At 44.3% G+C, this 24,448-nt stretch carries 23 protein-coding genes; 6 read left to right on the top strand and 17 right to left on the bottom strand.

Annotated features, from left to right (window positions below):
- Positions 1-19 precede the first annotated feature (19 nt).
- The 8 genes from hslU to EV211_RS04390 form a co-directional block, all read right to left on the bottom strand.
- Positions 20-1,489, bottom strand: a complete 1,470-nt coding sequence (gene hslU, locus EV211_RS04425) for an ATP-dependent protease ATPase subunit HslU (protein WP_133528226.1) — start codon at positions 1,487-1,489, stop codon at positions 20-22.
- Positions 1,490-1,504: 15 nt separating this feature from the next.
- Positions 1,505-2,044 carry an ATP-dependent protease subunit HslV gene (gene hslV / locus EV211_RS04420; protein ID WP_133528225.1) on the bottom strand — a complete coding sequence of 180 codons (540 nt, stop codon included), beginning with the start codon at positions 2,042-2,044 and terminating at the stop codon, positions 1,505-1,507.
- Between the two features lie 25 nt (positions 2,045-2,069).
- Positions 2,070-4,127: a type I DNA topoisomerase gene (gene topA, locus EV211_RS04415; protein ID WP_133528224.1), complete on the bottom strand. Its 2,058-nt coding sequence runs from the start codon at positions 4,125-4,127 to the stop codon at positions 2,070-2,072.
- A 148-nt stretch (positions 4,128-4,275) separates the two neighbouring features.
- On the bottom strand, positions 4,276-5,136 hold the full coding sequence (gene dprA / locus EV211_RS04410) for a DNA-processing protein DprA (protein WP_133528223.1): 861 nt from the start codon (positions 5,134-5,136) through the stop codon (positions 4,276-4,278).
- A gap of 11 nt (positions 5,137-5,147) precedes the next feature.
- Positions 5,148-6,656, bottom strand: a complete 1,509-nt coding sequence (locus tag EV211_RS04405) for a YifB family Mg chelatase-like AAA ATPase (RefSeq protein ID WP_133528222.1) — start codon at positions 6,654-6,656, stop codon at positions 5,148-5,150.
- A 12-nt stretch (positions 6,657-6,668) separates the two neighbouring features.
- Entirely contained in the window at positions 6,669-7,001 is a 333-nt protein-coding gene (locus tag EV211_RS04400) for a YraN family protein (protein WP_133528221.1), read from the bottom strand.
- Positions 7,002-7,094: 93 nt separating this feature from the next.
- Positions 7,095-7,934: a Cof-type HAD-IIB family hydrolase gene (locus EV211_RS04395; protein ID WP_166635370.1), complete on the bottom strand. Its 840-nt coding sequence runs from the start codon at positions 7,932-7,934 to the stop codon at positions 7,095-7,097.
- Positions 7,924-8,526, bottom strand: coding sequence for an MBL fold metallo-hydrolase (locus EV211_RS04390; protein ID WP_133528219.1), 603 nt, complete (start codon positions 8,524-8,526; stop codon positions 7,924-7,926). Before EV211_RS04390 ends, EV211_RS04395 begins: the two co-directional genes overlap by 11 nt.
- 127 nt (positions 8,527-8,653) lie before the next feature.
- Here EV211_RS04390 and trkA point away from each other — a divergent pair, with 127 nt between their 5' ends.
- The 6 genes from trkA to EV211_RS04360 all read left to right on the top strand — a co-directional run bounded on the left by trkA (position 8,654) and on the right by EV211_RS04360 (position 17,387).
- Positions 8,654-10,006: a Trk system potassium transporter TrkA gene (trkA, locus tag EV211_RS04385; protein ID WP_133528218.1), complete on the top strand. Its 1,353-nt coding sequence runs from the start codon at positions 8,654-8,656 to the stop codon at positions 10,004-10,006.
- Between the two features lie 31 nt (positions 10,007-10,037).
- The gene (locus EV211_RS04380) at positions 10,038-11,504 is read left to right on the top strand and encodes a TrkH family potassium uptake protein (protein WP_133528217.1); all 1,467 of its coding nucleotides are present in this window, start codon (positions 10,038-10,040) and stop codon (positions 11,502-11,504) included.
- A gap of 88 nt (positions 11,505-11,592) precedes the next feature.
- Positions 11,593-12,996: a TrkH family potassium uptake protein gene (locus EV211_RS04375; protein WP_166635369.1), complete on the top strand. Its 1,404-nt coding sequence runs from the start codon at positions 11,593-11,595 to the stop codon at positions 12,994-12,996.
- A gap of 20 nt (positions 12,997-13,016) precedes the next feature.
- A complete protein-coding gene (locus tag EV211_RS04370) occupies positions 13,017-15,071 on the top strand; it encodes a bifunctional 4-hydroxy-3-methylbut-2-enyl diphosphate reductase/30S ribosomal protein S1 (protein ID WP_133528215.1) in 2,055 nt (684 codons plus the stop codon).
- Positions 15,072-15,115: 44 nt separating this feature from the next.
- Positions 15,116-17,080 (top strand): ribonuclease R, encoded by a 1,965-nt coding sequence (gene rnr / locus EV211_RS04365; RefSeq protein ID WP_133528214.1) that lies wholly within the window; start codon positions 15,116-15,118, stop codon positions 17,078-17,080.
- Between the two features lie 145 nt (positions 17,081-17,225).
- Positions 17,226-17,387: a zinc-ribbon domain-containing protein gene (locus tag EV211_RS04360; protein WP_133528213.1), complete on the top strand. Its 162-nt coding sequence runs from the start codon at positions 17,226-17,228 to the stop codon at positions 17,385-17,387.
- Between the two features lie 47 nt (positions 17,388-17,434).
- On the opposite strand, the gene EV211_RS04355 is transcribed toward EV211_RS04360, so the two are convergent.
- Genes EV211_RS04355 through EV211_RS04315 form a run of 9 tightly spaced genes read right to left on the bottom strand, consistent with a single transcriptional unit; the run spans position 17,435 to position 24,421 of the window.
- Positions 17,435-17,968: a hypothetical protein gene (locus EV211_RS04355; protein ID WP_133528212.1), complete on the bottom strand. Its 534-nt coding sequence runs from the start codon at positions 17,966-17,968 to the stop codon at positions 17,435-17,437.
- Positions 17,968-18,759, bottom strand: coding sequence for a hypothetical protein (locus EV211_RS04350; RefSeq protein ID WP_133528211.1), 792 nt, complete (start codon positions 18,757-18,759; stop codon positions 17,968-17,970). Before EV211_RS04350 ends, EV211_RS04355 begins: the two co-directional genes overlap by 1 nt.
- Positions 18,710-19,963: a DUF5702 domain-containing protein gene (locus EV211_RS04345; protein WP_133528210.1), complete on the bottom strand. Its 1,254-nt coding sequence runs from the start codon at positions 19,961-19,963 to the stop codon at positions 18,710-18,712. Before EV211_RS04345 ends, EV211_RS04350 begins: the two co-directional genes overlap by 50 nt.
- Positions 19,947-20,270: a hypothetical protein gene (locus tag EV211_RS04340; protein WP_133528209.1), complete on the bottom strand. Its 324-nt coding sequence runs from the start codon at positions 20,268-20,270 to the stop codon at positions 19,947-19,949. Before EV211_RS04340 ends, EV211_RS04345 begins: the two co-directional genes overlap by 17 nt.
- A 1-nt stretch (position 20,271) precedes the next feature.
- On the bottom strand, positions 20,272-20,412 hold the full coding sequence (locus tag EV211_RS04335) for a Flp1 family type IVb pilin (RefSeq protein ID WP_243108545.1): 141 nt from the start codon (positions 20,410-20,412) through the stop codon (positions 20,272-20,274).
- Between the two features lie 4 nt (positions 20,413-20,416).
- A complete protein-coding gene (locus EV211_RS04330; RefSeq protein WP_207667988.1) occupies positions 20,417-21,418 on the bottom strand; it encodes a type II secretion system F family protein in 1,002 nt (333 codons plus the stop codon).
- Positions 21,419-21,422: 4 nt separating this feature from the next.
- Entirely contained in the window at positions 21,423-22,169 is a 747-nt protein-coding gene (locus EV211_RS04325) for a type II secretion system F family protein (protein ID WP_133528207.1), read from the bottom strand.
- Positions 22,153-23,367: a CpaF family protein gene (locus tag EV211_RS04320; RefSeq protein WP_133528206.1), complete on the bottom strand. Its 1,215-nt coding sequence runs from the start codon at positions 23,365-23,367 to the stop codon at positions 22,153-22,155. Before EV211_RS04320 ends, EV211_RS04325 begins: the two co-directional genes overlap by 17 nt.
- Positions 23,303-24,421 (bottom strand): hypothetical protein, encoded by a 1,119-nt coding sequence (locus EV211_RS04315; RefSeq protein WP_133528205.1) that lies wholly within the window; start codon positions 24,419-24,421, stop codon positions 23,303-23,305. The genes EV211_RS04320 and EV211_RS04315 overlap by 65 nt, the downstream gene beginning before the upstream one ends.
- Positions 24,422-24,448: the final 27 nt, after the last annotated feature.

Below are 24,448 nucleotides of genomic sequence, written 5' to 3'. Positions count from 1 at the left end.
TCTCCTCTTTACTTTCTCCTTATAAAATATATTTATCCATATCGTCTCTTCTAATGGTGTCTTCAAATTTACTCTGTACAAACTCCCTGTCAATAGATATCTTTCCATCATCACCGGTTTCAGGTATCTCGAATGAAATGTCTTCAAGAAGCTTTTCCAGTATAGTATAAAGTCTTCTTGCGCCGATATTCTCAGTCTGCTCATTCATGAGGAATGACATCTCGGCGATCTCATCTATGGAATCATCTGTGAACTCCAGATTGATACCTTCTGTTGCCAGCAAAGCCTGCTGCTGTTTGGTTATAGCATTCTCAGGTACTGTCAGGATCTTGACGAAATCTTCCTTGTCAAGATTGTTCAGTTCTACTCTGATCGGGAAACGTCCCTGAAGCTCAGGTATAAGGTCTGTAGGCTTGGAAGTATGGAATGCTCCAGCTCCGATGAACAGAATATGATCAGTCTTCATTGGACCATACTTAGTATTTACTACGCTTCCTTCCACTATAGGCAGGATGTCTCTCTGAACTCCTTCACGAGATACATCAGCGCCTGAATAACCGCCGGAAGATGCTATCTTATCGATTTCATCTATAAAGATTATTCCGTTCTGCTCTGCGTTTTCCAGAGCTTCATCTGCTACCTGATCCATATCCAGAAGGTTCTGAGCTTCCTGCTCCCTCAATATCTTGCGGGCGTCTTTTACTCTTACTCTCTTCTTCTTGGTCTTCTGAGGCATCATATCTCCAAAGATATTGCCTATAGCGATGCTCATGCCTTCATTGCTCATATCAAGCTGATTTCCCTTAGGGGCATCAGCGACTTCTATCTCGATGAACTGCTCTTCCAGCAATCCCTGCTCAAGCTGCTGTTTGACCTGTTCTCTGGCCATTTCTATATCAGAAGCCGGTTTTGCTTCTTCATTCTTCTTATCCTGTCCTTCTTCATACTGCTGCTTCTGGCTTTGATAGCCGCCGCTGTTCATGATGAAGTCAAAAGGATTTGAAGGCTTCTGGCCTGCTTCCTTTTTCTTATTGCCCGGAATTATGGCCTCTATGATTTTTTCCTCAGCGATCTTATCAGCTATGTCATACTTTTCTTCAAGTTTAGCTGACTTGGTGATTCTGATAGATGCCTCTGCCAGGTCTCTTATCATGGAATCCACATCACGTCCCACATATCCCACTTCGGTGAATTTTGTCGCCTCGACTTTAACAAAAGGCGCTTTCATCAGCTTCGCCAGTCTTCTGGCTATCTCAGTTTTACCACAACCGGTAGGACCCATCATAAGGATGTTCTTAGGAGTGATCTCTTCCCTCATTTCCTCCGGAAGGAGACTTCTTCTGTATCTGTTTCTGAGGGCTATAGCTACAGATTTCTTAGCCTCATCCTGACCTATGATATATTTATCAAGCTCTGCTACTATTTCCTTAGGAGTCATGCTCTGAACTTTCGTCTCCTTAGGAGCTATGCTCTGAATTGCTGTTTCCATACCTGTTACCCCCTCTTACAGTTTTTCTACAGTGATATTGTTATTAGTATAAACGCATATAGATGATGCTATGTTCAATGACTCTCTGACTATTTCTTCTGCAGTCATATCAGTGTGATTGTATAAAGCATTAGCAGCTGAATATGCGTAGTTTCCGCCTGATCCTATAGCTACGAAACCGTGATCAGGTGCTATGATCTCTCCGTTGCCGGATATAACAAGCATCTCATCTTTATCTGCTACGATCATCAATGCCTCCAAGCTCCTCATACCCTTATCTGAGCGCCACATCTGAGCCAGGTCTACTGCAGCTCTCTTAAGGTTACCCCCGTGTTCCTCCAGCTTCTTCTCAAACTTATCAGTAAGGGAAAAAGCATCTGCTACAGAGCCGGCAAAGCCGGTCACTACTGAGCCTCCAAAGATCTTCTTGACCTTCTTGGCCCCGTTTTTCATAATCGCAGTCTCTCCCATTGTGACCTGTCCGTCGCCGCCTATGGCCACATCGTCAGGTCCTCTTCTGACTGCACAGATAGTTGTTGCATGAAATTCTATCATTTCTGTACCTCCAATTTTTTAATCACTATTCCTTATACCCGCACTCCGGATTGGAGCAGGCGAGTTGACTGGTTTTGGTTTTCTTTTCTAATAATAAACTTCCGCATTTAGGGCATTTCTTATCGACAGGTTTGTACCAGTATGACTGATCGCAATCAGGATAGCCGCTGCATCCGTAGAAAACTCTTCCCCTTCTGCTATGCCTTTCGACTATACCCTTACCGCACTTAGGGCATTTGACACCCACAGTCTTAACAATAGGTTTGGTATTCTTGCACTCAGGATAACCTGAGCAGGCAATGAATTCACCAAATCTGCCTGTCTTTATTACCAGCGGTTTCCCGCACAGTTCACACATTTCGCCGGTAGGTCTGTCTTCGACTACGACCTTCTCGATGGCATTATCAGCCACTTCCAGCTCTTTTTTGAATGGTCCGTAGAAATCTCTTATGATGGATTTCCACTCCAGACCCTTAGCCTCCACGTCATCCAGCTTATCTTCCATATCAGCTGTAAAGTTCACGTCGACTATTTCCTTGAAGTATTCTTCCATAAGGCCTGTGACCAGGAATCCCAGTTCTGTAGGCACAAGTGATTTCTTTTCTTTCTTTATATATTTACGATCTGACAGAGTAGCAACTATAGGCGCATATGTACTTGGTCTGCCTATATCAAGTTCCTCTAACTCGCGAACGAGACTGGCCTCTGTAAATCTCGAAGGTGGCTGAGTGAAATTCTGTTCACCTTTAAGTGACTTGATTTCCAGTTCTTCTCCTTCATCGAGGTCAGGCAGTATATTGTCCTTATCATCATCGCTGTTGTTCTTATATACCTTCTGATATCCATCGAATACCAGTTTAGAACCATTTGCCTTAAATCCATAACTTCCGTTCTGAATATCTACCAGCATACCGTCAAATTTAGCCGGCGTCATCTGACTGGCCATGAATCTGCACCAGATCAGGCGATACAGTTTGTACTGATCATTTGACAGGGAATCCTTCAGATCATCAGGCGTCAGATCTATGTTACTAGGTCTTATTGCCTCATGAGCATCCTGAATGTCCTTACGCTTATTCGAATAAACATTATTGCCAAGATATTCCTTACCGTACTTTTCTGTAATAAAGTCAGCGGCAGCCCCTTTGGCTTCTGCTGATATTCTTACAGAATCTGTTCTCAGGTAGGTTATAAGACCTATGGTGCCCTTTTTATGGACTTCCACGCCTTCATACAACTGCTGAGCGATCATCATTGTCTTCCTGGTGTTGAAATTCAACTTCGTTGATGCTTCTTGCTGCATACTGCTGGTTGTAAATGGCGCAAAAGGTTTCTTGTTGCGCGACTTTCTGGTAATTGCAGTGACTTTGTAATTGCCTGCTTTCAGTTCCTTAATGGTTTTGTCATTTTCTTCTTTATTACTTATTACAAGCTTCTTATTATTTTTGGTTGCCAGTTTGGCAGTAAAGCCTTTACCTTTATTGAAGCCTGCAACTATTGTCCAGTATTCCACCGGCTTGAACGCTTTGATTTCATTCTCTCTGTCGCAGATTATTTTCAATGCAGCCGACTGCACTCTGCCTGCTGAAAGGCCTTTCTTGACCTTACGCCACAAAAGCGGACTTATCTGATATCCTACCAGCCTGTCAAGGACTCGCCTTGCCTGCTGCGCATCTACCAGACTGAGTTCGATTTTCCTGGGATGCTTGATAGCTTCCTTGATGGTGCTCTTGGTGATCTCATTGAATTCTATCCTGCAAGGCTGGTCTACATCGATACCCAGCAAATAAGCAAGATGCCATGAAATGGCTTCTCCCTCACGGTCCGGGTCCGTTGCGAGATATACTTTGGAAGCTTTCTTCGCTTCCTTTTTCAGTTCTTTTATAATATCGCCCTTGCCTCTTATAGCTATATACTGCGGTTCAAAGTCATTATCGATATCGATGCCAAGTTTGCTCTTAGGCAGATCTCTTACATGACCCACAGATGCAATCACTTTGTAATTGGAGCCTAAATACTTACCTATTGTCTTAGCCTTCGATGGTGACTCCACTATTACTAATGTTTTTTTCGCGTTTGCCATTGTTCCTCCTGTGATAAATGATTGGTCGATTACTTACATATATATGCATTCGCCTGCAATCAACCGATAAACGAATGGTATTATACCACATAATACCGATTCGTCAAACATTTCTTAATTTTCATTTTTTCATAATTCTGTAAAACTGTCAATAGACTATTTTGTCAATAAAGACTTTTCCCATAGACGATACTACGATTCCTTTCATTTCCAAAACCGTTACTATACCGCTGACAGCAGCAGGTGAAAGGCTCGTAGCTGCACATATTTCTTCAAATGTGACCTCGCTGCTTTTTTTCACAACACTATAGACGCTGCGTTCATCTTCGCCAAGGCGAAGCATGATATTTTCTTCGCAGCCCGGCGTGATTCCCATATCTGTCAGTACATCATCTATTAATATCAGCGGCTTAACGCCTTCTCTGATCAGCTTGTTCGATCCGAAACTCGCCTCGCTGGTTATGTTTCCGGGAACTGCATAGACATTACGACCCTGGTCTGCGGCCAGTTCTGCAGTTATCAGTGAGCCGCTGCGATTGGCGGCTTCAACTATGATCACACTTTCCGATATGCCGCTTATTATACGATTTCTTTCGGGAAATGTAAATGGTTTTGCTTCCATTCCCACAGAATATTCACTTATTATCAGTCCATTTTTCTCAATTTCCCGTTTCAGTCCACGATTTTCACTGGGATAGCACAGATCCAATCCGCAGCCAAAGACAGCTATGGTATTACCTTCTGCCTCCAGTGCACCTTTATGGGCAGCAGTATCTATGCCTCTTGCCATGCCGCTTACAATGGTAACTCCATTCTCTGCCAGCCTTTTGCCAATACTTTTGGCTACAGTGACTCCATATTGTGTACAGCGCCTGCTTCCAACGATTGCGACACATGGACTCTTCAGCAGTTCAACATTCCCGTTGCAGTAGATCTGCGACGGCGGCATATTGATTTCCCTGAGCATTTCAGGGAACCCCGGATCATCTTTGTTCAATTTATATATCACTCATTGGCCCCCTATTCTCTGTATTGCAACGCCTCGGCTACATGCTGAACGCCAACAGTGTCACTACCATCGAGATCGGCAATCGTGCGGGCGACTTTCTTCACCTTCAGCAGTGTCCTGGGATTTAAATTCAACGTATCATAAGCCTGCTCAAGCAATCTTTTGCTCTCGCCATCCAATACCACATATTTTCCTGTGGCAGATACATTCATCTGACTGTTCAGCATAAATCCCGTGTGCTTAAGCCGTTTCGCCTGCATGGCTCTAGCATTTATCACTGCCTGTCTCATTTCACCGGATGACATATTGGTACCTCCTGTAAGTTCCTGATACTTAACCGGCACAAGTTTAAGATGAATATCTATCCTGTCCATTATCGGTCCGGAAATTCTGGATCTGTATGCATCGATTTCATGTCTACTACATCTGCATTCATGGTCAGGGTCGCCATAATAGCCACATTTGCAGGGATTAGATGCTGCCACCAGCAGGAAATCCGCAGGATATATGAATGTATCCGCTGCACGGGTTATGGATATATTTCTTGTCTCCAAAGGTTGTCTCAGTGTGTCTATAAGGTTTCTGTCGAACTCAGCAAACTCATCCAGGAACAGCACGCCGCCGCTAGCCAGGGTTATCTCTCCCGGTCTTGGGTATGTGCCTCCGCCTATTAGCCCGGCGGCCGTAGTCTTATGATGAGGTCTTCTGAATGGTCTCTTGCATATGTAAGGAGTCTCCTCGCTCAAAAGCCCCGCGACAGAGTATATTATTGTAGAATTGATTATTTCATCATAGGTCATAGGTGGCATTATAGTCGGCATGCGTTCTGCCAGCATTGTCTTACCCGTAGACGGACTACCTGTCATAAGTATGCCATGGCCCCCGGCAGCAGCAATGGTAAGAGCCCGCTTGGCATATTCCTGGCCTTTCACGTCAGAATAATCCTGCTCGATACCAGCGTCACACCTGTCACTGTCTATGATTTCGACATCTTCTACTTTGATATTACTTTCCAGATTGAAGTGATCAAGTATTTCCGCAAGGTCATGAGCTCCATATACTCTGACTCCGTGTACTAGCGCAGCCTCCTTGACATTATCATAGGGCACTATCACATTCTTGATTCCCGCTTTTTCCATAGATCGTACCATAGGAAGTATTCCCGATACCCTGTTGAGCGTCCCATCAAGTGACAATTCGCCAAAGAAGGCATACCTTTCCAATTCCTCACCCATCACCTGTCTGCTGGATGCCGCCATGCCCATAGCCATTGGCAGATCCAGGTGGCTTCCTCGCTTTCGCATACCTGCAGGTGCCATGTTGACTGTGATCCTCCCCATTGGATAATCGCAATCGGAGTTTATCATTGCACCCCTTATTCTTTCCCTTGCCTCTTTTACGGTGGTATCAGCCAGTCCCACCACATTCATAGCCGGCATACCTTTGGTAATGTCAGTTTCTATAATTACCGGTACAGCTTCTATACCATATATGACCGCTGTATTTATCTTAGATAACATATTCTGTTCCTCCTAAAACGCTCTGTCTATCTGATTAACGATTATTTCTATGACCTGAAAATCCACATCTGCATTCTGTCTGCCATGAGTCATCATATAATACTCAGCCACCCTTCTGATCCGATGCTGTTTCCCAGCCCCTACTGATTCTACAGGCCGTCCATGATCTAACGATGTTCTGGTCTTTACCTCAACGAAAACAAGCCCATCGCCAATGGCACACACTATATCGATCTCGCCAAGCTTGCATCTGAAATTTCTTTCGAGTATTTCATAGCCCTGAGCGTATAGCATTCCCGTTGCCAACTCTTCGCCCAGGTTTCCGATAAGTTTTCTGTCTTCCATGTTCCCTTCTTTCGTGTTTACATATATTTACAGTTATTTCTTATCTTAATTTACTATATTTCCCAGTTTTTGTCAATAAAAAAAAGAGGCACTTTACGCGCCTCCTAATACGAATTTCTCTATAGCCTTGGCAACCCCGTCATCGTTATTGCCGTCTGTGACATAATCGGCCTGTGATTTCATGTGATCGCTGGCATTGCCCATGACTACCCCTACTCTGGCCAGCTCTATCATCAGGCTGTCGTTGGGGTTGTCGCCGCAGGCCATCAGGTGATCTTTTGTTACGCCAAGCCTATCCATAAGGAACCGCAGGGCTTCAGCCTTGCTGGTAGTTGCGCCGCCCATCTCAAAATTATGCGCAAATGACGACGTCAGCGTCATGTTGTCTATAGCGGTCAGCACCGGCCACATTCTGTCTTTGTCCGCCGTAAATTCAAAATTCAGGCTGATGTTTTCTATTTTATCCTTATGTTCAAGCATGAAATCTAAAATATTCGGTATGGGATTTCTGGTCGTCAAAACGTAATTGGCGTCGCGAAAAGTCGAACCATGTTCTTTAATGTCGTAAAATTCATCAGCGTCGGCATAAGCCTGCCCGTCAACAAATGTCTCTACAGATATGCCGCTGCCCCGGAGTATTGCAACTACCTGCTCCACAGCATCCGGATCCATATAATTCTCATATATGCGCCGGCCTGTAGCCAGTTCTGTTATCTGGGCGCCGTTGGAATTTATCACATATTCCAGCCCTTCGATTCCAAACAGAAGTTTAGGCAAGGCTGAATAGACCCTGCCTGTGGAAACCACTATATGCACGCCCTGCTCCATTGACGCCTTGAATGCCGCCATAGTTCTCGGCGAAAGTGTGTGGTCGCTCCTGAGTGTCGTACCATCCAAGTCCAGTGCTATCATTTTGATTTTTTTATCGCTCATTTCCATCCCTCAATGCCAGAAATTCCCTATTGTATTTTCTTACTTTCTTCATGGTGCATCCGTCTTCATGCCCCGGATATATTGTAATATCATTGTCCCATTTGTCAACAACCTTGCAGATAGAGTTCTTCATATCCGCCTCGCTGCCCCCGGCCAGATCCGTACGGCCCAGGTCCGTATCGAAAATCGTATCGCCTGTAAAGCAAAGCCTGTTCTTCTCAGACATGATGCATATACTTCCCTTGGTGTGGCCCGGAGTGCTGATGATTTCCAGGGTCTCACCTTCCAGGTCAAGCTGGTCGCCGTCCCTGACCATTATATCCACTCTTCCTTTATAAACAAAGGCGTCCGCCTCGTGCATGTACACGGGGCAATCGTACCTGTCGCAAAGGGCAGCCGCTGCGCCTGTGTGATCACTGTGTAAATGCGTGAGTATTATGCCTGCCGGCGTCAGTTTATTTTGTTCAAAAAAATCCATGTATTTTTTCGGGTTATATCCCGGGTCAATTATATAGCAAAGGCCACCCTTTTCAAGGTAAACGATGTATCCGTTAGCCATAAGTGAACCTTCTTCGAATCGCTTGATTTTCAAGTTTTCTTCTCCTTTCAGATTACTTTGTATACTATTATACCAAAAGCCCTTGCAAATTTGAATAATCTGCACTAAAATAATTGTTACTGCTTATAATCAAAAACGATAGTAAGGGGAAGAAGAATAAATGAATGTAGCAATTGTTGGCGCTGGAAAACTTGGTTTTAAAGTAGCGGAGGCTCTCATCGGTGGAGATTATTCTATAACCATAATCGATAAGAATGATGCTATCTTGCAGAAGCTTTCACAGCAGCTCGATGTTATGACAATTAATGACGACGCAAGACAGATCAGCGTGCTCAAACGCATAAACATAAGCTCTTTTGAGTATCTGCTGGCAGTTACAGGCAATGACGAGACTAATATCATTATTGCTTCTTTTGCGAAAAAGCTCGGCTGTGATCATGTTATTGCAAGGGTCAGAGAGCCGGAGCATATGAGCCAGTTTGATTTTATCAAGGAATCTATGGGCATCGACTCCATAGTAAACCCAGATATGGCCATAACAGTTGAAATATATAAATATCTGGCTGAGAAATACACACTTAGCAACGGTATCTTTACAAGCGGCCGTATAGCTTTGACAGAATTTCCGACAAGAAGGTTTCCTGCTTTGGTGGGCCTCAGTATACCGGATGTACGTGAGGTACTTCCTGATATGCTTATTGCTGCCTTATCCAGGAACGGCAAGGTGATCATCCCCCATGGTGAAGACGAGATCATGGACGGAGATTTCCTCTATGTACTTGGAGAGAAAAACCGTATCATGGAACTGAATAAACAGACCCATGAAAAGGGCAAGTACACTAACCTTCACAAGGTGATGATAGTAGGAGGCGGAAAGACAGGCTTCTATTTAGCTGCAAAATTATCCGAGTTCGGCGCGGCAGTCAAACTCGTTGAGAAAAATATGGAAAGATGCCGCTATCTTTCCACCCACCTGAACAATGTAATGGTTCTCCATTCAGACGGCACAGATATTCCTTTGTTAGAGGAAGAAAATATGGATGAAATGGACGCCTTCGTCACTTGTACAGGCTACGATGAAGAGAACCTGCTGTTGGCTCTCACGGCCAAACAGCATAATATACCTGATGTCATTTCCAAGGTCAGTCATGAGAATTATCGTGAGCTCATAAGGAAAATGGGCGTAGATATGGTGCTTAATCCTCTCGATATTACTGCAAGCAACATACTGAGGTATATACAGGGATCCAAGAAAATCATCTCTTCAGTACTTATCCAGGGGCAGGCGGAAATCATGGAAATTATTGCCAATTCCAGGATGACTATGATCGGTGTCCCTATTTCCAAACTGGAATTGCCTAGCGATATACTCATAGCTGCCATACACCGCGGCAATGAAGTCATCATTCCAGACGGCAACACTACCATCCAGTTAAATGACAGAGTTATTATACTCAACCTGCTTTCAGGTATAGGCGATATAGAGAAACTACTGAAACCAAAGGCAAACTAACATTGATTGCATAGCATAAAGGGAGTTTAGTATGTCTGTTAACATAAAAAACGTTATACGAATGATGGGTATATTGCTCTTCGTTATAGGTCTCTGCATGATTCCTTCATTTCTGGTAGCTGTAATTTATCAGGAATCCAGGTGTACTGTCAGTTTCTCTATAACCCTGGCGATCTGCCTGTGTTCAGGACTTATAATAATGCGTACATTCCCCCCTTCTCTGATCAGGATAAAGGCCAGAGATGGGTTTCTTATTGTGTCCATGTGCTGGTTGGTCGCTTCACTCATCAGCGCTATACCTATGTGCACATCGGGAGCGATTCCCGACTATGTTAACGCTTTCTTCGAGACCTGTTCAGGATATTCCACAACAGGTTCTTCCATATTAACAGATGTTGAAAGCCTGCCTAAATCCATGCTTTTCTGGAGATCATTCACCCACTGGCTGGGCGGTATGGGCATCATAGTCTTCGCTGCTGCGATCCTCCCTTCCATAGGAGTTGAAGGAATGATGATCGCAAGCGCAGAAACTCCGGGTCCTACTTTAGATAAACTGACCCCTAAATTTGCCGACACAGCCAAAAATCTGTATTTGATATACATAGTATTCACCATTGCAGAAACAATTCTTCTGATGATAGGCGGAATGAGCCTCTACGATGCTTTGGTCCAGACTTTCGGAACCGTAGGCACTGGCGGTTTCTCTAATTACGGTAATAGTATTGCCCACTTCACCAGTCCATATCTGCAGTGGGTCATCATAGTCTTCATGACTATGTGCGGAACTAATTTCAACTTGTATTTCGTACTGATCAGACGTGGACCTAAAGCTATGTTCCGCGACCCTGAATTACGATTATACCTTGGGATCATGGCGGTCTGCACTTTGTTCATCACCATTGATCTACTGGCCGTAGGCGGTTATACCAATGGATTCAAGAGTTTTACGGATTCAGCCTTCCAGGTATCATCAATAATGACTACTACAGGCTATGCCACGGCCAATTACGACATTTGGCCAACATTTGCGAAAATGTTGATTTTCCTGGTGATGCTGACCGGCGCCTGCTCCTCATCTACAGGAGGCGGGCCTAAGATAATACGAATACTCATATGCCTGAAACTCATAAGAAGAGGTGTGGCATTGAAAATACACCCTAACCGCGTATATACAGTTACCCTGAACGGAAGAGCCGTATCATCAGAGGTTGCGACTAATATAACGAATTACATATTCTTTTATATTTTCGTAGTATTTGCCGGAAGTCTTGTGATTTCATTCAATGGCTTTGATTTGCTCACGACCTTCAGTTCAGTCATTACCTGTCTGGGTAATGTAGGCCCGGGATTCAATCTCGTAGGTCCTACTATGAACTTCAGCATATACTCACACTTTTCCAAGATAGTACTGTCCTTCCTGATGATAGCCGGAAGACTTGAATTATTCACATTCTTCATGCTCTTGTCACCGCACTATTGGAATTCAAACAAAGCCTGATAATTAATTAGAGAGGATCGTTATGACATTCAATCATCGACTAATTTTTAAAACTGTATCTGTCATATTACTTTTCGAGGGTATTGCTATGCTTATACCCTTTGGCTTTGCTTGCTATTTCAATGAAATAACTTCAGCTACTTCTCTATTCTGTACTATGATCGTATGTATAGTTTTCGGCGAGACCATGCGACGGGCCGTGACCAAAACCAAGAAGACGATAAAGACCAGAGAAGGATTCTTCGTAGTTATCGTAGCCTGGTTCTGCGTCATACTTGTAGGCGCCATGCCTTATTATCTGTGTGATCAGGGATACTCCTTCATGGATTGTCTATTTGAATCCTGCGCAGGCTGGACTACTACCGGCGCAACTGCTGTAGATATGGTAGCCATGCCTAAATCCATGGTTCTGTGGAAAACCATATCCAGCTGGCTGGGCGGCATGGGTATCATCGTGCTGACTATTTCGATTTTCCCAAGATTAGGCATCGGTGGACAAAAAATGGCCGCGGCAGAGGTTCCCGGTCCTGAACTGGAAAAGCTGACTGCACGCTTTGGCGATACAGCAAAGATTTCCTATAAGATATACATTGCCCTTACGGCACTGGAATTCTTGCTGTTGCTTCCTACAGACATGTCCCCTTACTATGCTTTGATAAACACGCTTTCAACCATAAGCACTGCAGGCATAGTCGATTTGTCCAGCACCCAGGCAGGTTTTATTATCACCCCTTACATCAAGGGCGTTCTGGCTTGCTCGTCATTGGCAGGATCTATAAGTTTCATCGCATATTTCCTTCTTTTCATTGGAAAATGGAGAGAGGCGCTACACCACTACGAAATCAAGATCTACATATGTATAATACTTGTATCTACCTGCATAGTATCGATCAGTCTCTTTTACAGCGGCGTATATGATTCCCTGCTCAGTTCTCTTGGAAACGGGTTTGTACAGATCGTCTCATTCGCATCTACATCTGGATTCATAATCGCTGATATAGGAAGCTGGCCTACTACCTGCAAGATAGTACTCATATGCGTAGCCCTCATAGGCGGATGCAGTTTCTCTACAAGCGGAAGCATCAAAGTCATCAGGGCCGCAGTCGGCTTCAAACTTATTATGCGAGGCATATACAAGAGGATACATCCGCAATCGGTCAAACCTATAATGATCCAGGGGAAGCCGGTCTCGGCAGCCAATGCATCTTCGATCACTGTGTTCCTGTTGCTTTACTTCGCTATATTCATAATATCAATAGTTCTGTTAGGCCTTGAAAATCAGGACATGGAAACCACTATATGCTCAGCCATAGCAGCTTTCACTAATAACGGCACCTGCTTCGGTAAAATGACCGGTAGCTATTTCGGCATATACAGCGGCTTCGGTAAATTTTACTGTTCTATCCTTATGCTGGCCGGCAGATTGGAACTATACTCAGTGATCGTACTATTCTCGCACTCTTTCTGGAACTCAGACAGAGCCAGATCCTGATTTACGAAAAGGAGCAGCCAATGGAAATTATCAGAGCAGAACACAGCGGATTTTGCTTCGGCGTTCGCAGAGCCTTGGAAAAAACAATCGATCAAATAGAACACAATACGGACGGCAGGCGCATTTTTACCTGCGGCCCGCTCATACATAACACCGCAGTCACCGACGACCTTGCATCCCGCGGAGTCGGCATCATATCCGATCTCCATGAAGCAAGCGCCGGCGATATAGTCATCGTCAGATCTCACGGCGAAAGCGAGGAATTTTTTGTGCGGGCTGAAGCCCAGGGCCTTGACCTTGTAGACGCAACCTGCCCTTTTGTCACCCGCATACACAAATTAGTACGGCAAGCAAAGGATCAGGGCCGGCATGTGATCATAGTAGGCGACAAAAATCATCCTGAGGTCATCGGCATAAATGGCTGGTGTGATAATGAAGCCAGCATCATCGGCAACAAAACTGAAGCTGAAGCTTTTGCCGGTCAGGAGGCCTTCGTGGTGTGTCAGACTACACTGAACGAAGAAACACTCAGCGAAGTTACGAAGGTGCTCATAGACCACGGCGTGGAAATTACGGTCAACGATACCATATGCAGCGCTACCCGGGAACGTCAGGAAGCCGCCTTTGGTTTGTCGAAAAATGTCGACGCCATGATCATTATCGGCGGGAAAAATTCTTCCAACAGCAGGAAATTATACGAAATCTGCAAAAAAAACTGCATTAAATCGTATTTTGTTGAAAATAATGAAGATTTACCGTTGAAAGAATTGCAAAAATGCGATAGAATAGGAGTTGCGGCAGGTGCCTCGACGCCTGAACGTGTTATTAAGGAGGTTATTGCTAACATGAGTGAAAATATCACCAACGAAACAAATTCAATGGCAGACTACATGGACGAGATCGATGCATCTCTGAGACTCCCACATACGGGAGAGATCGTTACCGGTAAAGTTGACCAGGTAAGCGACACAGAAGTCATCGTAAACATGGGCTGCAAAAAAGACGGAATTCTGACAGTAAATGAAGTATCACTGGAAGAAGGCCAGACGCTGACTGATCTATTCAAGGTCGGAGACGAAATCCAGGCTAAGGTCGTAAAGACCGATGACAGTGACGGAGGAATCCTGCTGTCCAAGAAGAGACTGGAAGTTAACGAGCATTGGAACGAGATCAACGACGCTCTAGAGAATAAGACCATTATAGAAGTTAAAGTTGTCAAGGCTGTTAAAGGCGGAGTCATTGCGGTATACAAGGAAGTATCCGGATTCATTCCTCTATCCCAGCTCTCAAACAAGTATATTGAGAACGCAGACGAATTCATGGGACAGATTTTATCAGTCAGGGTAACCAGAGTTGACCAGAGAAGAAACAGAGCGGTATTCTCTCATAAGGCTGTATTAGCTGAAGAGAGACAGAAGCAGCTTGATGAGATCTGGGCAACACTGCAGGTCGATGACATAGTTGAAGGAACTGTTATGAGGTTCACAGACTATGGTGCATTCGTAGACCTGGGAGGAATCGACGGACTTCTTCACATTTCAGAGATTTCATGGGGCAAACTTAAGCACCCTGATGAAGTTCTTGAAATCGGTCAGAAGATCAGAGTCAAGATCCTTTCAATGAATCGTGAAAAGGGCAAGATTTCACTTGGCCTTAAGCAGACTACACCTGAACCTTGGTCAGTGATCAATGAAAATTATCATGTAGATCAGATCGTTCATGGTAAGGTAGTTCAGCTGAAAGAGTACGGCGCTTTCGTAGAGCTTGAGCCGGGTCTTGATGGACTCGTTCATATCTCAGAAGTTGCTAACAAGCATGTGAACAACATCGGCGATGAGCTTACTGTTGGTCAGGATGTAAACGCTAAGATTCTGGACATCGATACTGAGAGAAAGAGAATCAGTCTTTCAATCAAAGATGCTGCAGGCGAAGCCCCTGCTGAAGTAGCTCCTGTAGAGGAAGCTCCAGTAGTTGAGGAAGCACCTGTTGAGGAGGCTCCTGTAGAGGAAGCTCCTGCAGAAGAAACTCCAGTTGCTGAAGAAGCAGCCGTTGAAGAAACCAAGGATGAGGAATAATCATCATTAAAAAAGTAAGTCTTTCTGGCAGGCGGAAATACCGTTTGCCAGTTTTTTTAACAATTATGAGTAAAAACACAAACAACAATATAATAACAGGCATATTAGAAAAGACCAGATCCGGCGCCGGCTTTGTACGGCAAGAGGAAGACGGCGATATTTACATTGATAAGAGCAATATGCGCGATGCCATGCACGGCGATACAGTCCGCGTAGACCTGCTGCCGGAATATCTTTGGGGCAAAAACAGAGAAGGCATCATAGACGGCGTTCTTATCCATGCAAATACTGAAGTCGTAGGCACATTCCAACGCAGAAAAAAATTCGGCTTCGTCATAGCCGACGACAGGAAAAACTGCGATGATATTTTTGTGCCTAAATCGGAATATAGAAACGCCCACACCGGTGACAAGGTCGTGGCGCTCATTACCAAATACCCCAGCAAGAATGCAAACGCCGAGGGTCGAATCACAGAAATCATCGCCAAAAGCGGCGAGGTCGGCGGCGAGATCAAAGCTCTCATCAGAGCAAAGGGCCTGAGAGAGACATTCCCCAGCAAAGTTGAGGCTGAGGCCGCGGCGAAGTCCAAGGAAGAAATATCTGCGAAAGAAATCGCAGGCCGCAGGGATCTACGTGAAAAGACGATCATCACCATTGATGGCGCTCAGTCCAAGGATCTGGACGACGCAGTCTCTGTAGACAAACTGCCGAACGGCAACTATCTTCTGGGCGTGCATATCGCAGATGTCACCCACTATGTGAAAGCTGGCGGCCCTTTAGATGAAGAAGCCCTTAAACGCGGTAACAGCGTATATCTGCTCACCAGAGTAGTGCCTATGCTGCCCAAGTCACTGTCCAACGGCATCTGCAGTCTTTTCGAGGGAGTCGACAGGCTCACTCTCAGCTGCGAAATGGAAATTGACAGTAATGGAGATATCGTCAATCATGATATCTTTGAGAGTATCATCAATTCTAAAGGCAGGATGGTCTATGACGACGTATCAGATATGTTGGAAAATCACGATGCTGACCTGATTGACAGGTATTCTGGTATTTATGAGGATCTTTTGCTTATGGAAGAGCTGGCTGAAATCCTGCGGAAGAAGCGTAAGGAAAAAGGCAGTCTGGACTTCGACTTCGATGAAGCTGAAATTATCCTTGGCAAAGATGAGATTCCTGTAGACATAGCCATCGAAGACAGACGCTGCGCCAACAGAATGATCGAAGAGTTCATGCTGGCGGCCAATATGACCGTAGCTGAGCACTCCTACTGGATGGAATACCCCTTCGTGTACCGTGTACACGAAAAACCGGATCCTGACAGGATCGTTGAGTTAAAGGCTTTCCTTGCAGGTTTCGGCATAAACCTTCCTGGTAATCCTGATAATATTCATCCCAAGATGTTAAATGATATACTCGATAAGATCAAAGGAGAATCCTACGAAACTATAGTAAGCACGGTGATTCTAAGGTCTATGAAAAAGGCATATTACAGCACACGCTGCGATGGGCACTTCGGTCTGGCTTTCGATTACTACTGCCACTTCACCTCCCCTATCAGAAGATATCCTGATCTGATGATCCACAGAATTATCAAGGCATGCATTACAGGAAAAGCCAACGCGGCTATGCTAAAACGCTTCAAGAATGCTGCAGAGAAAGCGGCTGACCAATCTTCTATCACAGAACGCACTGCTCAGGAGATGGAACGTGACGTGGAAAAGATGAAAAAGGCCCAGTATATGCTGGATCATGTTGGAGAAAAATATGATGGAGTCATCAGCGGCGTTACTAACTTCGGTATATACGTACAGTTGCCTAATACTATCGAAGGTATGGTAAGGCTGGACAGTCTCAATGACGATTACTATATTTACGAAGAAAACAAATACCGTGTCATCGGCGAGCGCAACCATAAGATTTACGCCCTGGGCGACCCTGTAAAAATCAAAGTCAAAGGCGCAGTCCCGGAAGACAAGCAGATAGATTTTTTATTTATTAACAAATAAAATGCTTTAATATTCTAAATTGCTGGACAAACCCAAAATAATGGCTTATAATAGACATTGTATTAATTAATAAGTCTCGTATTCCTAATATGAATATCGAACCCAATTAAATTAATATAATATTCATAGGAGGAAAAGCTATAAAATGGAAGACAAGACATTAATCTGCCAGGATTGCGGTCAGGAATTCGTATTCACCGTTGGCGAACAGGAATTCTACAAAGAAAAAGGCTTCGAAAACGAGCCAAAAAGATGCAAAGAATGCAGAGACAAGAAAAAAGCAGCTAGAAGAAACTTTAACAAATAAGTAGATTCGGCAAACCATACCGCTCACATCAGTGAGCGGTATTTCATTTATTCGAACCTGCAGGCACGAGCTTCCCTGCTGAGTTCCTCTATGCGGTGTCTTACGACTCCCGGGCTTGATTTGCCTCTGCGCAGATACCCTGCCGCCGTATCCAGATAACTCTCTCCCCCATTTACCAGCTTGGTCTTTAATATTTCTATAAGATCTATGAGTTTTTCGTAGACTTGCTTTTCGTCAGCATATTCCGCCTTTCTGTATATGAGGCACACCTGACTACCTTCCATGCTAACATAAATATGTTCCGGTTCCATACTATATTCGCCAAGGAAGAAATATCTTCGCTCAGCCTCCATCATTGCCGCCATAAGACAGCTGATCATGTCCAAAGCACGGCATACATCCAAAGCCTCCACGGCCGTCACCGGCAAGTAGTCCTTTGTACTATAGGTTATAATAGTCGCGCCCTGGCACTCAAGTACATTGCCGGGCAAAAACAGACCGCAAAGACTACGGTTTATCAGTTCTTTATGAAATTCTTCTATATCCCCGGACTTGTAATTTACTTCAATATGATCGTTCATCATTCTCCCCCGCACTTGCTGCAAGGCATATAGCCCTTTTCAACAGCTTCATCCTTCTCCATTTCAATATAGTATCTATCAACGGCGTTGCAAGACGCCAGATGGTAGGCCTCCCCACTGCTCTCGAAACAAAAGACCGGCGTGCCTATTGACGCATCAGCGGATCCACAGAGGGGACATGAATGAAAGGAACTTTTTACATTCTGCGACAGATATACTAAGTGGCAATTTGAGCGGACATATGTACAATTTTTATTATGATAACATTTACCCCAGTTAGGGAACACATATACGGTCTTAGATTCTTTATCTTCCTCGAATTCCGATCTGGTCGATGGAGTGTCCTTATAATAACTTCCCGTGTAAGCCCGTCCCGTTAGCTTTCCCTCGAATTCTACCCTGCTGAAAAGTCCCAGTGGGTTCTTTTCCTTAAAAGCTGAAGTGAAATTCACTGTGATCAGGTCATCTATTCCATGGGCTCTGTATTTGTACTTATATCCGGTTATATAAAATGACGACAGTCTCCTGTTTTCTCTGTTTACTCTTATACCCATGGCGATGGGCGCCGTTGCCGGATTGTCTCTGAAAGCCGACTTGGCAGTTTCCATCCTCATTTCCTCTGTAACTGAATATGTGATATTTTCACATGTAGATATTATCGGTATTATACTTATGAGCATAAGAACTGCTATGATAAATATTGGAACTACTATAGTAGCTTCAACTATATAACTTCCCTTTTTATTCAGGCTGATATTCTTTCTCGATTTCGTATGATTTTCTGTTAACATTCAATGTCACCTTCACGCCTCCGTTGTAATCTATGATTTTAAAGCCTCCATAATAGCAATATTTCATGTTGATCTGTATCAGATCCAGTATTCGAAGCAGTTTCACCTTCTCATCCATAGAATAGGCCATTATGCCCAGATAATCTTCATAGTCTTCCCCGTGAATGTTGCCCGGATCTACATAAGAAGCACTCGTGTTGAACTCAGGGTCTTCGTCCTTTTTCGGCTTACTGCCCACTATAGACTCCAGATCTATGGCCCATGACTTTTCATCCTTTACTACGGGTACCCTCTTACCGGTTATGAGAAGCTGATAGTCATTGTAGCTTTCAGCCAGAGCCCAGGCCGCCTGTATGGCCTTCTGTGTAGCAAGGGCCGCCGGTCCGGGTGTTATAAGTTCTGCGGCCGCCAGAGTCTCTGCGTTAGCCTTGGGATCCTTAATAACAAAAAGAAGATTCATGGCTTCTCTCAGGGCTATTATCTTGCGTCTGATTGAGGCCTCATTGTCCGCGTCAGCGGTTTTCCCACAGATAATGTATTCCACTTCGTTTTGAAAAAAAGTCTTGCCCAGTCCCCTGCTGTTGCTTCTGTCCTTGAAATACTTGAATATGTATTGATTTTCAAAATATTCATCTGTTCCCTTCTTAACTACTCCTCTAATAGTCTCGGTTTTCTTAAGAGAATCGGAGATGCCGGCCATAGTGATACTCTTGCCGGAGCCCTTAGAGGGAAGTCCATTTAGTATCGCTTTGTTTCTTATTATGCCGGCCTCTCCGCCTGCTGCCGGTTTAATGTCTTTTTTCGGTTTCAGCAATTTCCCTGCGGCAGCAAGTTTCCCCACTGCCACTATCTGCTTACCCGACATTTCAACATTAGCAAGACTATAATCGTACAGTTCTGCCCTGCAGCCTTTATATGTGACATACCTTTTGTTCGAGTATGATTCTCCCGCGTAATAATTGATTTTTTTCTCCACATTTCCTTCCAGACCGTAAAAACCAAAAATATTATATCTTTCCTGAAGATTGATATCGTATTCGGCTAATATGGAATTTGTCCAAAGAAGGCCCAATTCCCTTGCTGTACTTTTCACAGCGTAATCCTTAGATACTGAAACAAAGACCATTATCATGGACACCAATGTAACGAAGAACAGCATTATCAATATAGTAACCGAACCTTTTTTTCTATTGGTCTTTTTCATTTATAGCCTCTCCTAACCGGATAGCTGTCACCTCATTGATCAGATAGCAGCTGGAGGATACATCCTTCTTCATAAGTATACTTATTACTCCGCCGATGTCTTTGGTCGTTTCTCTGGAATACCGTTCAACTCCGATCATAGTCTTAGATGAAACGGCCTTTCTGATGAGGTGCTGGTGAACGCTCATCTGCGTAGTCAGGCAGCTGAAGAAAAACACCAGCAACATTATCATGCTCAGGATCGTCAGTATTATTACAGGCAACACTATGGTAGCTTCTACTATCTGACTTCCTCTCTTATTGCCCATATCAACTATTGAGTCCTTGGAATGTTTTGTTTACGAATTCCGTGATCTCGGTTTTGAAAATGAGGCCGAGGCACACTGCGAGTCCAATAAGGATCGCAACCTGGACCATTTCCATTCCACGTTTATTTTTCAACATTTTCATTTTCTTATCCTCCTTTCACCTGCAGGACTGCCGGAGCAGCCGTTATCAATATCAGAACTATCAGAAGGAGAGCCAGAGGAAATGTAAGTCTGGTCTCTGCCAGTTTCCCTTTTTCTTCGGCCAGCTTTTTTCTCTGATTCCAGAGTATACTGCTTTCCGATTCCAACTTGCCGGTCAGATCCACTCCTTTATATTGGTTGTCCGTAATGATGCTTACGATCCTTGAAAATTCTCTTACACCTATGCGGTTAGCATGGTCGTTGAGCACCTTTACAAGACTCCTGTTTGTTTCCTCTGATTCCTTCTCTATGTCAAGGACCGTTTCCTGAAAATATCCTCTGCTATGATTCTGCTTCGCATATCCCTGTGCTATTCTCCCGAAAGCATCATTGAATATCAATCCGCAATTCAGTAACATCACCAGCTGATTATTAAAAGCAGGTAACGAACTCCTTACATTATCCAGATTATTTGTTGTCATATGGCGGACCTTTTCCCTGCTGTTCCAGTACATGACCAATATGAGCATTACGGGCAGTAGAAAAATGACCCCTATATTATCCGTCTCTCCTTTGTCCCAGGAGATGACAGTGCCGTCGGATAATTTCCCCGGCAAAGTCACCTTACTATCCCCTGTGTTTTCAATTTCGCTGATCGTGTCTGTCAGTTTTTCATTTAATTTGTCCATAGGATCCACAGTCTTATTACTCTCAGTTACTGTAGCAGATCCGCCCCGCAAAGTCAGTACAATATCTTTAGTGGTCTTAATATCACCTTTGTAAGCCTTGATTTTCAAAGGATATGACGCGGACTCATTACCATTTTCACGAGTTAGACCGACGACATTTCCCTTCCTGTCCGTCACATATTTCTTGCCACCCGTCAACCCTTTGGTAGCCTGAACGACTCCAAGGATCAGGGACATTGCCAGTATGCAGGCTATGGCCCTGCGATTTTTCTCTTCAAAGACAAAAGCCTTGAAATCGGCCATACCTCTGATTTTCATTATGTCAAACTTCAATGTCAGTTATCCTTTCTATTAAAGCATAGGCTCCTATTGTCGCTGCCAGTGCGGCTGTCATCATCAGCCGGCCTGCCAGGCTTTGGTACATGATGCTGAGATAATCCGGTGACATGACCCTCAGGAACAAAATAATGCCTACGGGCATAGCCGTGATTATCTTACCTTCGAACTTTTTCTGTGATGACATAACCTGTATCTCATTTTCTATGGTTATCTTCTCACCGATAACAGCCGCGCTTTTATTGACAGCACTTATCATATCGCCACCTGTCTCTCTGCAGGCTCTATACACCTGCACAAAGATATCTATGTCTTCAACCCTTGCTCTCGCTGCTAAGTCTTCCAGGGCAACGATATCAGGCTCTCCTGCGTCTTTTATACTGTGCAGCATATATTCCGTCTCCCTGATTATATGATCGTCAGCCTTATACATAGTCAGGAGTTCTTTCCTTGCTTCCTCCAGACTTTCCTCCATATGTCTACCTGTTGCCAGCGACGATGAAAGGCTGTAGAGGAAATCCTTGAACTGCAGCCGAAGTTCATTAAGTCGCTTCTTCGCCAGAAATCTCTCCATTACCTTTTGCGCCGGCCTGAAAAGGAATACCGTAGCCACTGCAAAGAATATGCTATTATAGAAAATCACTCCTACGACAGTTGTGGTCACTACCAGCCCAATTAACAGTTTTTCCTTTTCGGGTTTCGATAACTCATATTTGCTATAATCTATCCCCATGACCGGCTCCTCTGAACTGAAGCTTACTGCGATTTTTCAATTTATTGCCTGTTGCCTCCAGTTCCATGTCATCGTTGAGCACGAACAGCGGATTAAGCTCATAGGCCCCGTCGCTGTAATCAATCAATTCCTGTATTTCCAAAACCATCCTTCTCCCCTCCCTGGTCCTGCCCAGATGTACCATAATGTCTATGCCTTCAACTATCTGTGCTCTGATAGCATCCATGGGTAAATTGGCCGACATCAGGTACATAGCCTCAAGTCTTCTGAGCATGCCCCTCACAGAATTTCCATGACCCGTGCTCATACTTCCGTCATGGCCGGTGTTCATAGCCTGCAGCATATCAGCAACTTCCCTGCCCCTGACCTCTCCGACTATTATCCTGTCCGGCCGCATCCTCAGACTGGTACGTATCAGCATATCCATTGAAACCAGTCCCTTCCCCAGACTGTTGGCGTTATGGCACTCCATCTGCACGCGGTTATCTATGTGATCCATCTGCAGTTCCAGACTATCCTCCACGATGATGACTCTGTCTTTAGCCGGGATATATTCAGACAAAGCATTGAGGAATGTGGTTTTTCCTGAGGATGTGCCGCCGCTTATGAAAATGTTGTAGCCGCACTCCACAAGTTCCTTAAGATATTCGGCACACTGTACGGTCAGAGTGTCGTGTTCTATCATCTGAGCCATGGTCATACGTTCTTTGGAAAACTTTCTGATCGTAAGGGCAGGACCACCTGCCGCAACGTTCTTATACACAGCGTTGACGCGTGATCCGTTATTAAGTCTGGCATCCAGTATAGGATTCATTTCATTGATTTCCCGATGGACATTAGCCGCTATATTTCTGATGATTTCCTCGATTTCTTCCACGGATTCGAAGTCATCATCCAGCCTCACCAGTCCGTCCTTTCCATCGAGGAAAATATCATTCTTTCCATTGACGATTATCTCAGTAATACCTTCTTTATCAATGAGTCTTTCCAGTATTCCTAAACGGCTCCTGAGTCTATCTTCTACTGCTTCCGACAGTTCGCAGTACCCTTTGACAGATAAATCGAGTCTCTCATCCAAGATAAGTGATTCCAAGGTCTCCACATAATTTTCTGTCCCCTCGTATTCGCATATATCAGCCAACGCATATCTGGCTTCCTTCAGTTTCTCTCTCGCTATTTCCTTTGTTCCCGGATCCATTGCATACCTCAATTATCTTCTTAGCTATGGTGGCTATTTCCAATCCATAATTGCCCTTCAGATCTATCCTGACCCGGCCGCCCATAGTTATAAACGCCTTATCATCCTTGGATAAAATTATCTCATCATCCCCGTCCTCCGGGGTTTCCCAGTCCGTTTTTCCGTCATAGTATTCACCCTCGTCAACAAAATTCAGCACCTTAAGCAGATCGTCCCCGGAGTATCTTTCTATCTCTGCTCTCACCCTTTTTTCATAGGCAAACTCTCCGCCTCTATGGTCTTTACTTACCAGTATTACGCAATCAGCCGGCTCCAGGATCTTCAAGTTGCTGCGGGACCAGTAATTTCCCACATCGACTATAATATAGTCATACTTTCCCTGCTCCTCCACTATCCGCAATAATCTGCCAAATGATATATCGTCCATTTCCATAGCGTATTTATTCATGGCTCCCGTGGCAAATGCAAATATGCCATCATCTTCATCTATGAATCTTTCTACTGGGAAATCATCGTCCCGCGTCAGATGATATAGAAGTCTAAGTATTCCACCGTCATTTCTCTCTTCTACGTATCGCTTGGAATCATCTACAGGACACAGGTTCAGATATAGACAATTGCTTCCGTAAATAGTTTCCAGCATCCTGGCCACAGACAGAGCTGTCGATGTGACGCCGCCGCCACCGGATATGCCACAGAAAACAAGTAGTCTGCTATTGCTGTTCCCTCTGTACTCCACCAGTTTCCCGGTCTTTTCATAATAAAAGTATATGATGCGATCAACTATGGTCCTGCTGTCATCAAAGAGAAAAATGCAGTCTTCCCTTTCCTCATGAGACATCTCTATGACAGGTTCCTTACTTACTCCAAGTTTTTCCAGCCGGCTCTGAGGCAGATCCGAAATAATTACGTCGAGCTTCATCCCTTCCACAGAATCGTTTCCATGACCAAGGACATAATATGTCATATTATGGGATACTATGGAAAGCCCTCTGGCCAAAATTTCTCCGTAGTTATGATTTTCAATTGCTATTCCAACTTTCATTCTTTCCATTTCATCCCTCCGTAAATCAAGAATACC

Source organism: Aminicella lysinilytica, from assembly GCF_004362975.1.
Classification (GTDB): domain Bacteria; phylum Bacillota; class Clostridia; order Peptostreptococcales; family Anaerovoracaceae; genus Aminicella; species Aminicella lysinilytica.
This window is presented reverse-complemented; position numbering and strand designations above follow the sequence as displayed.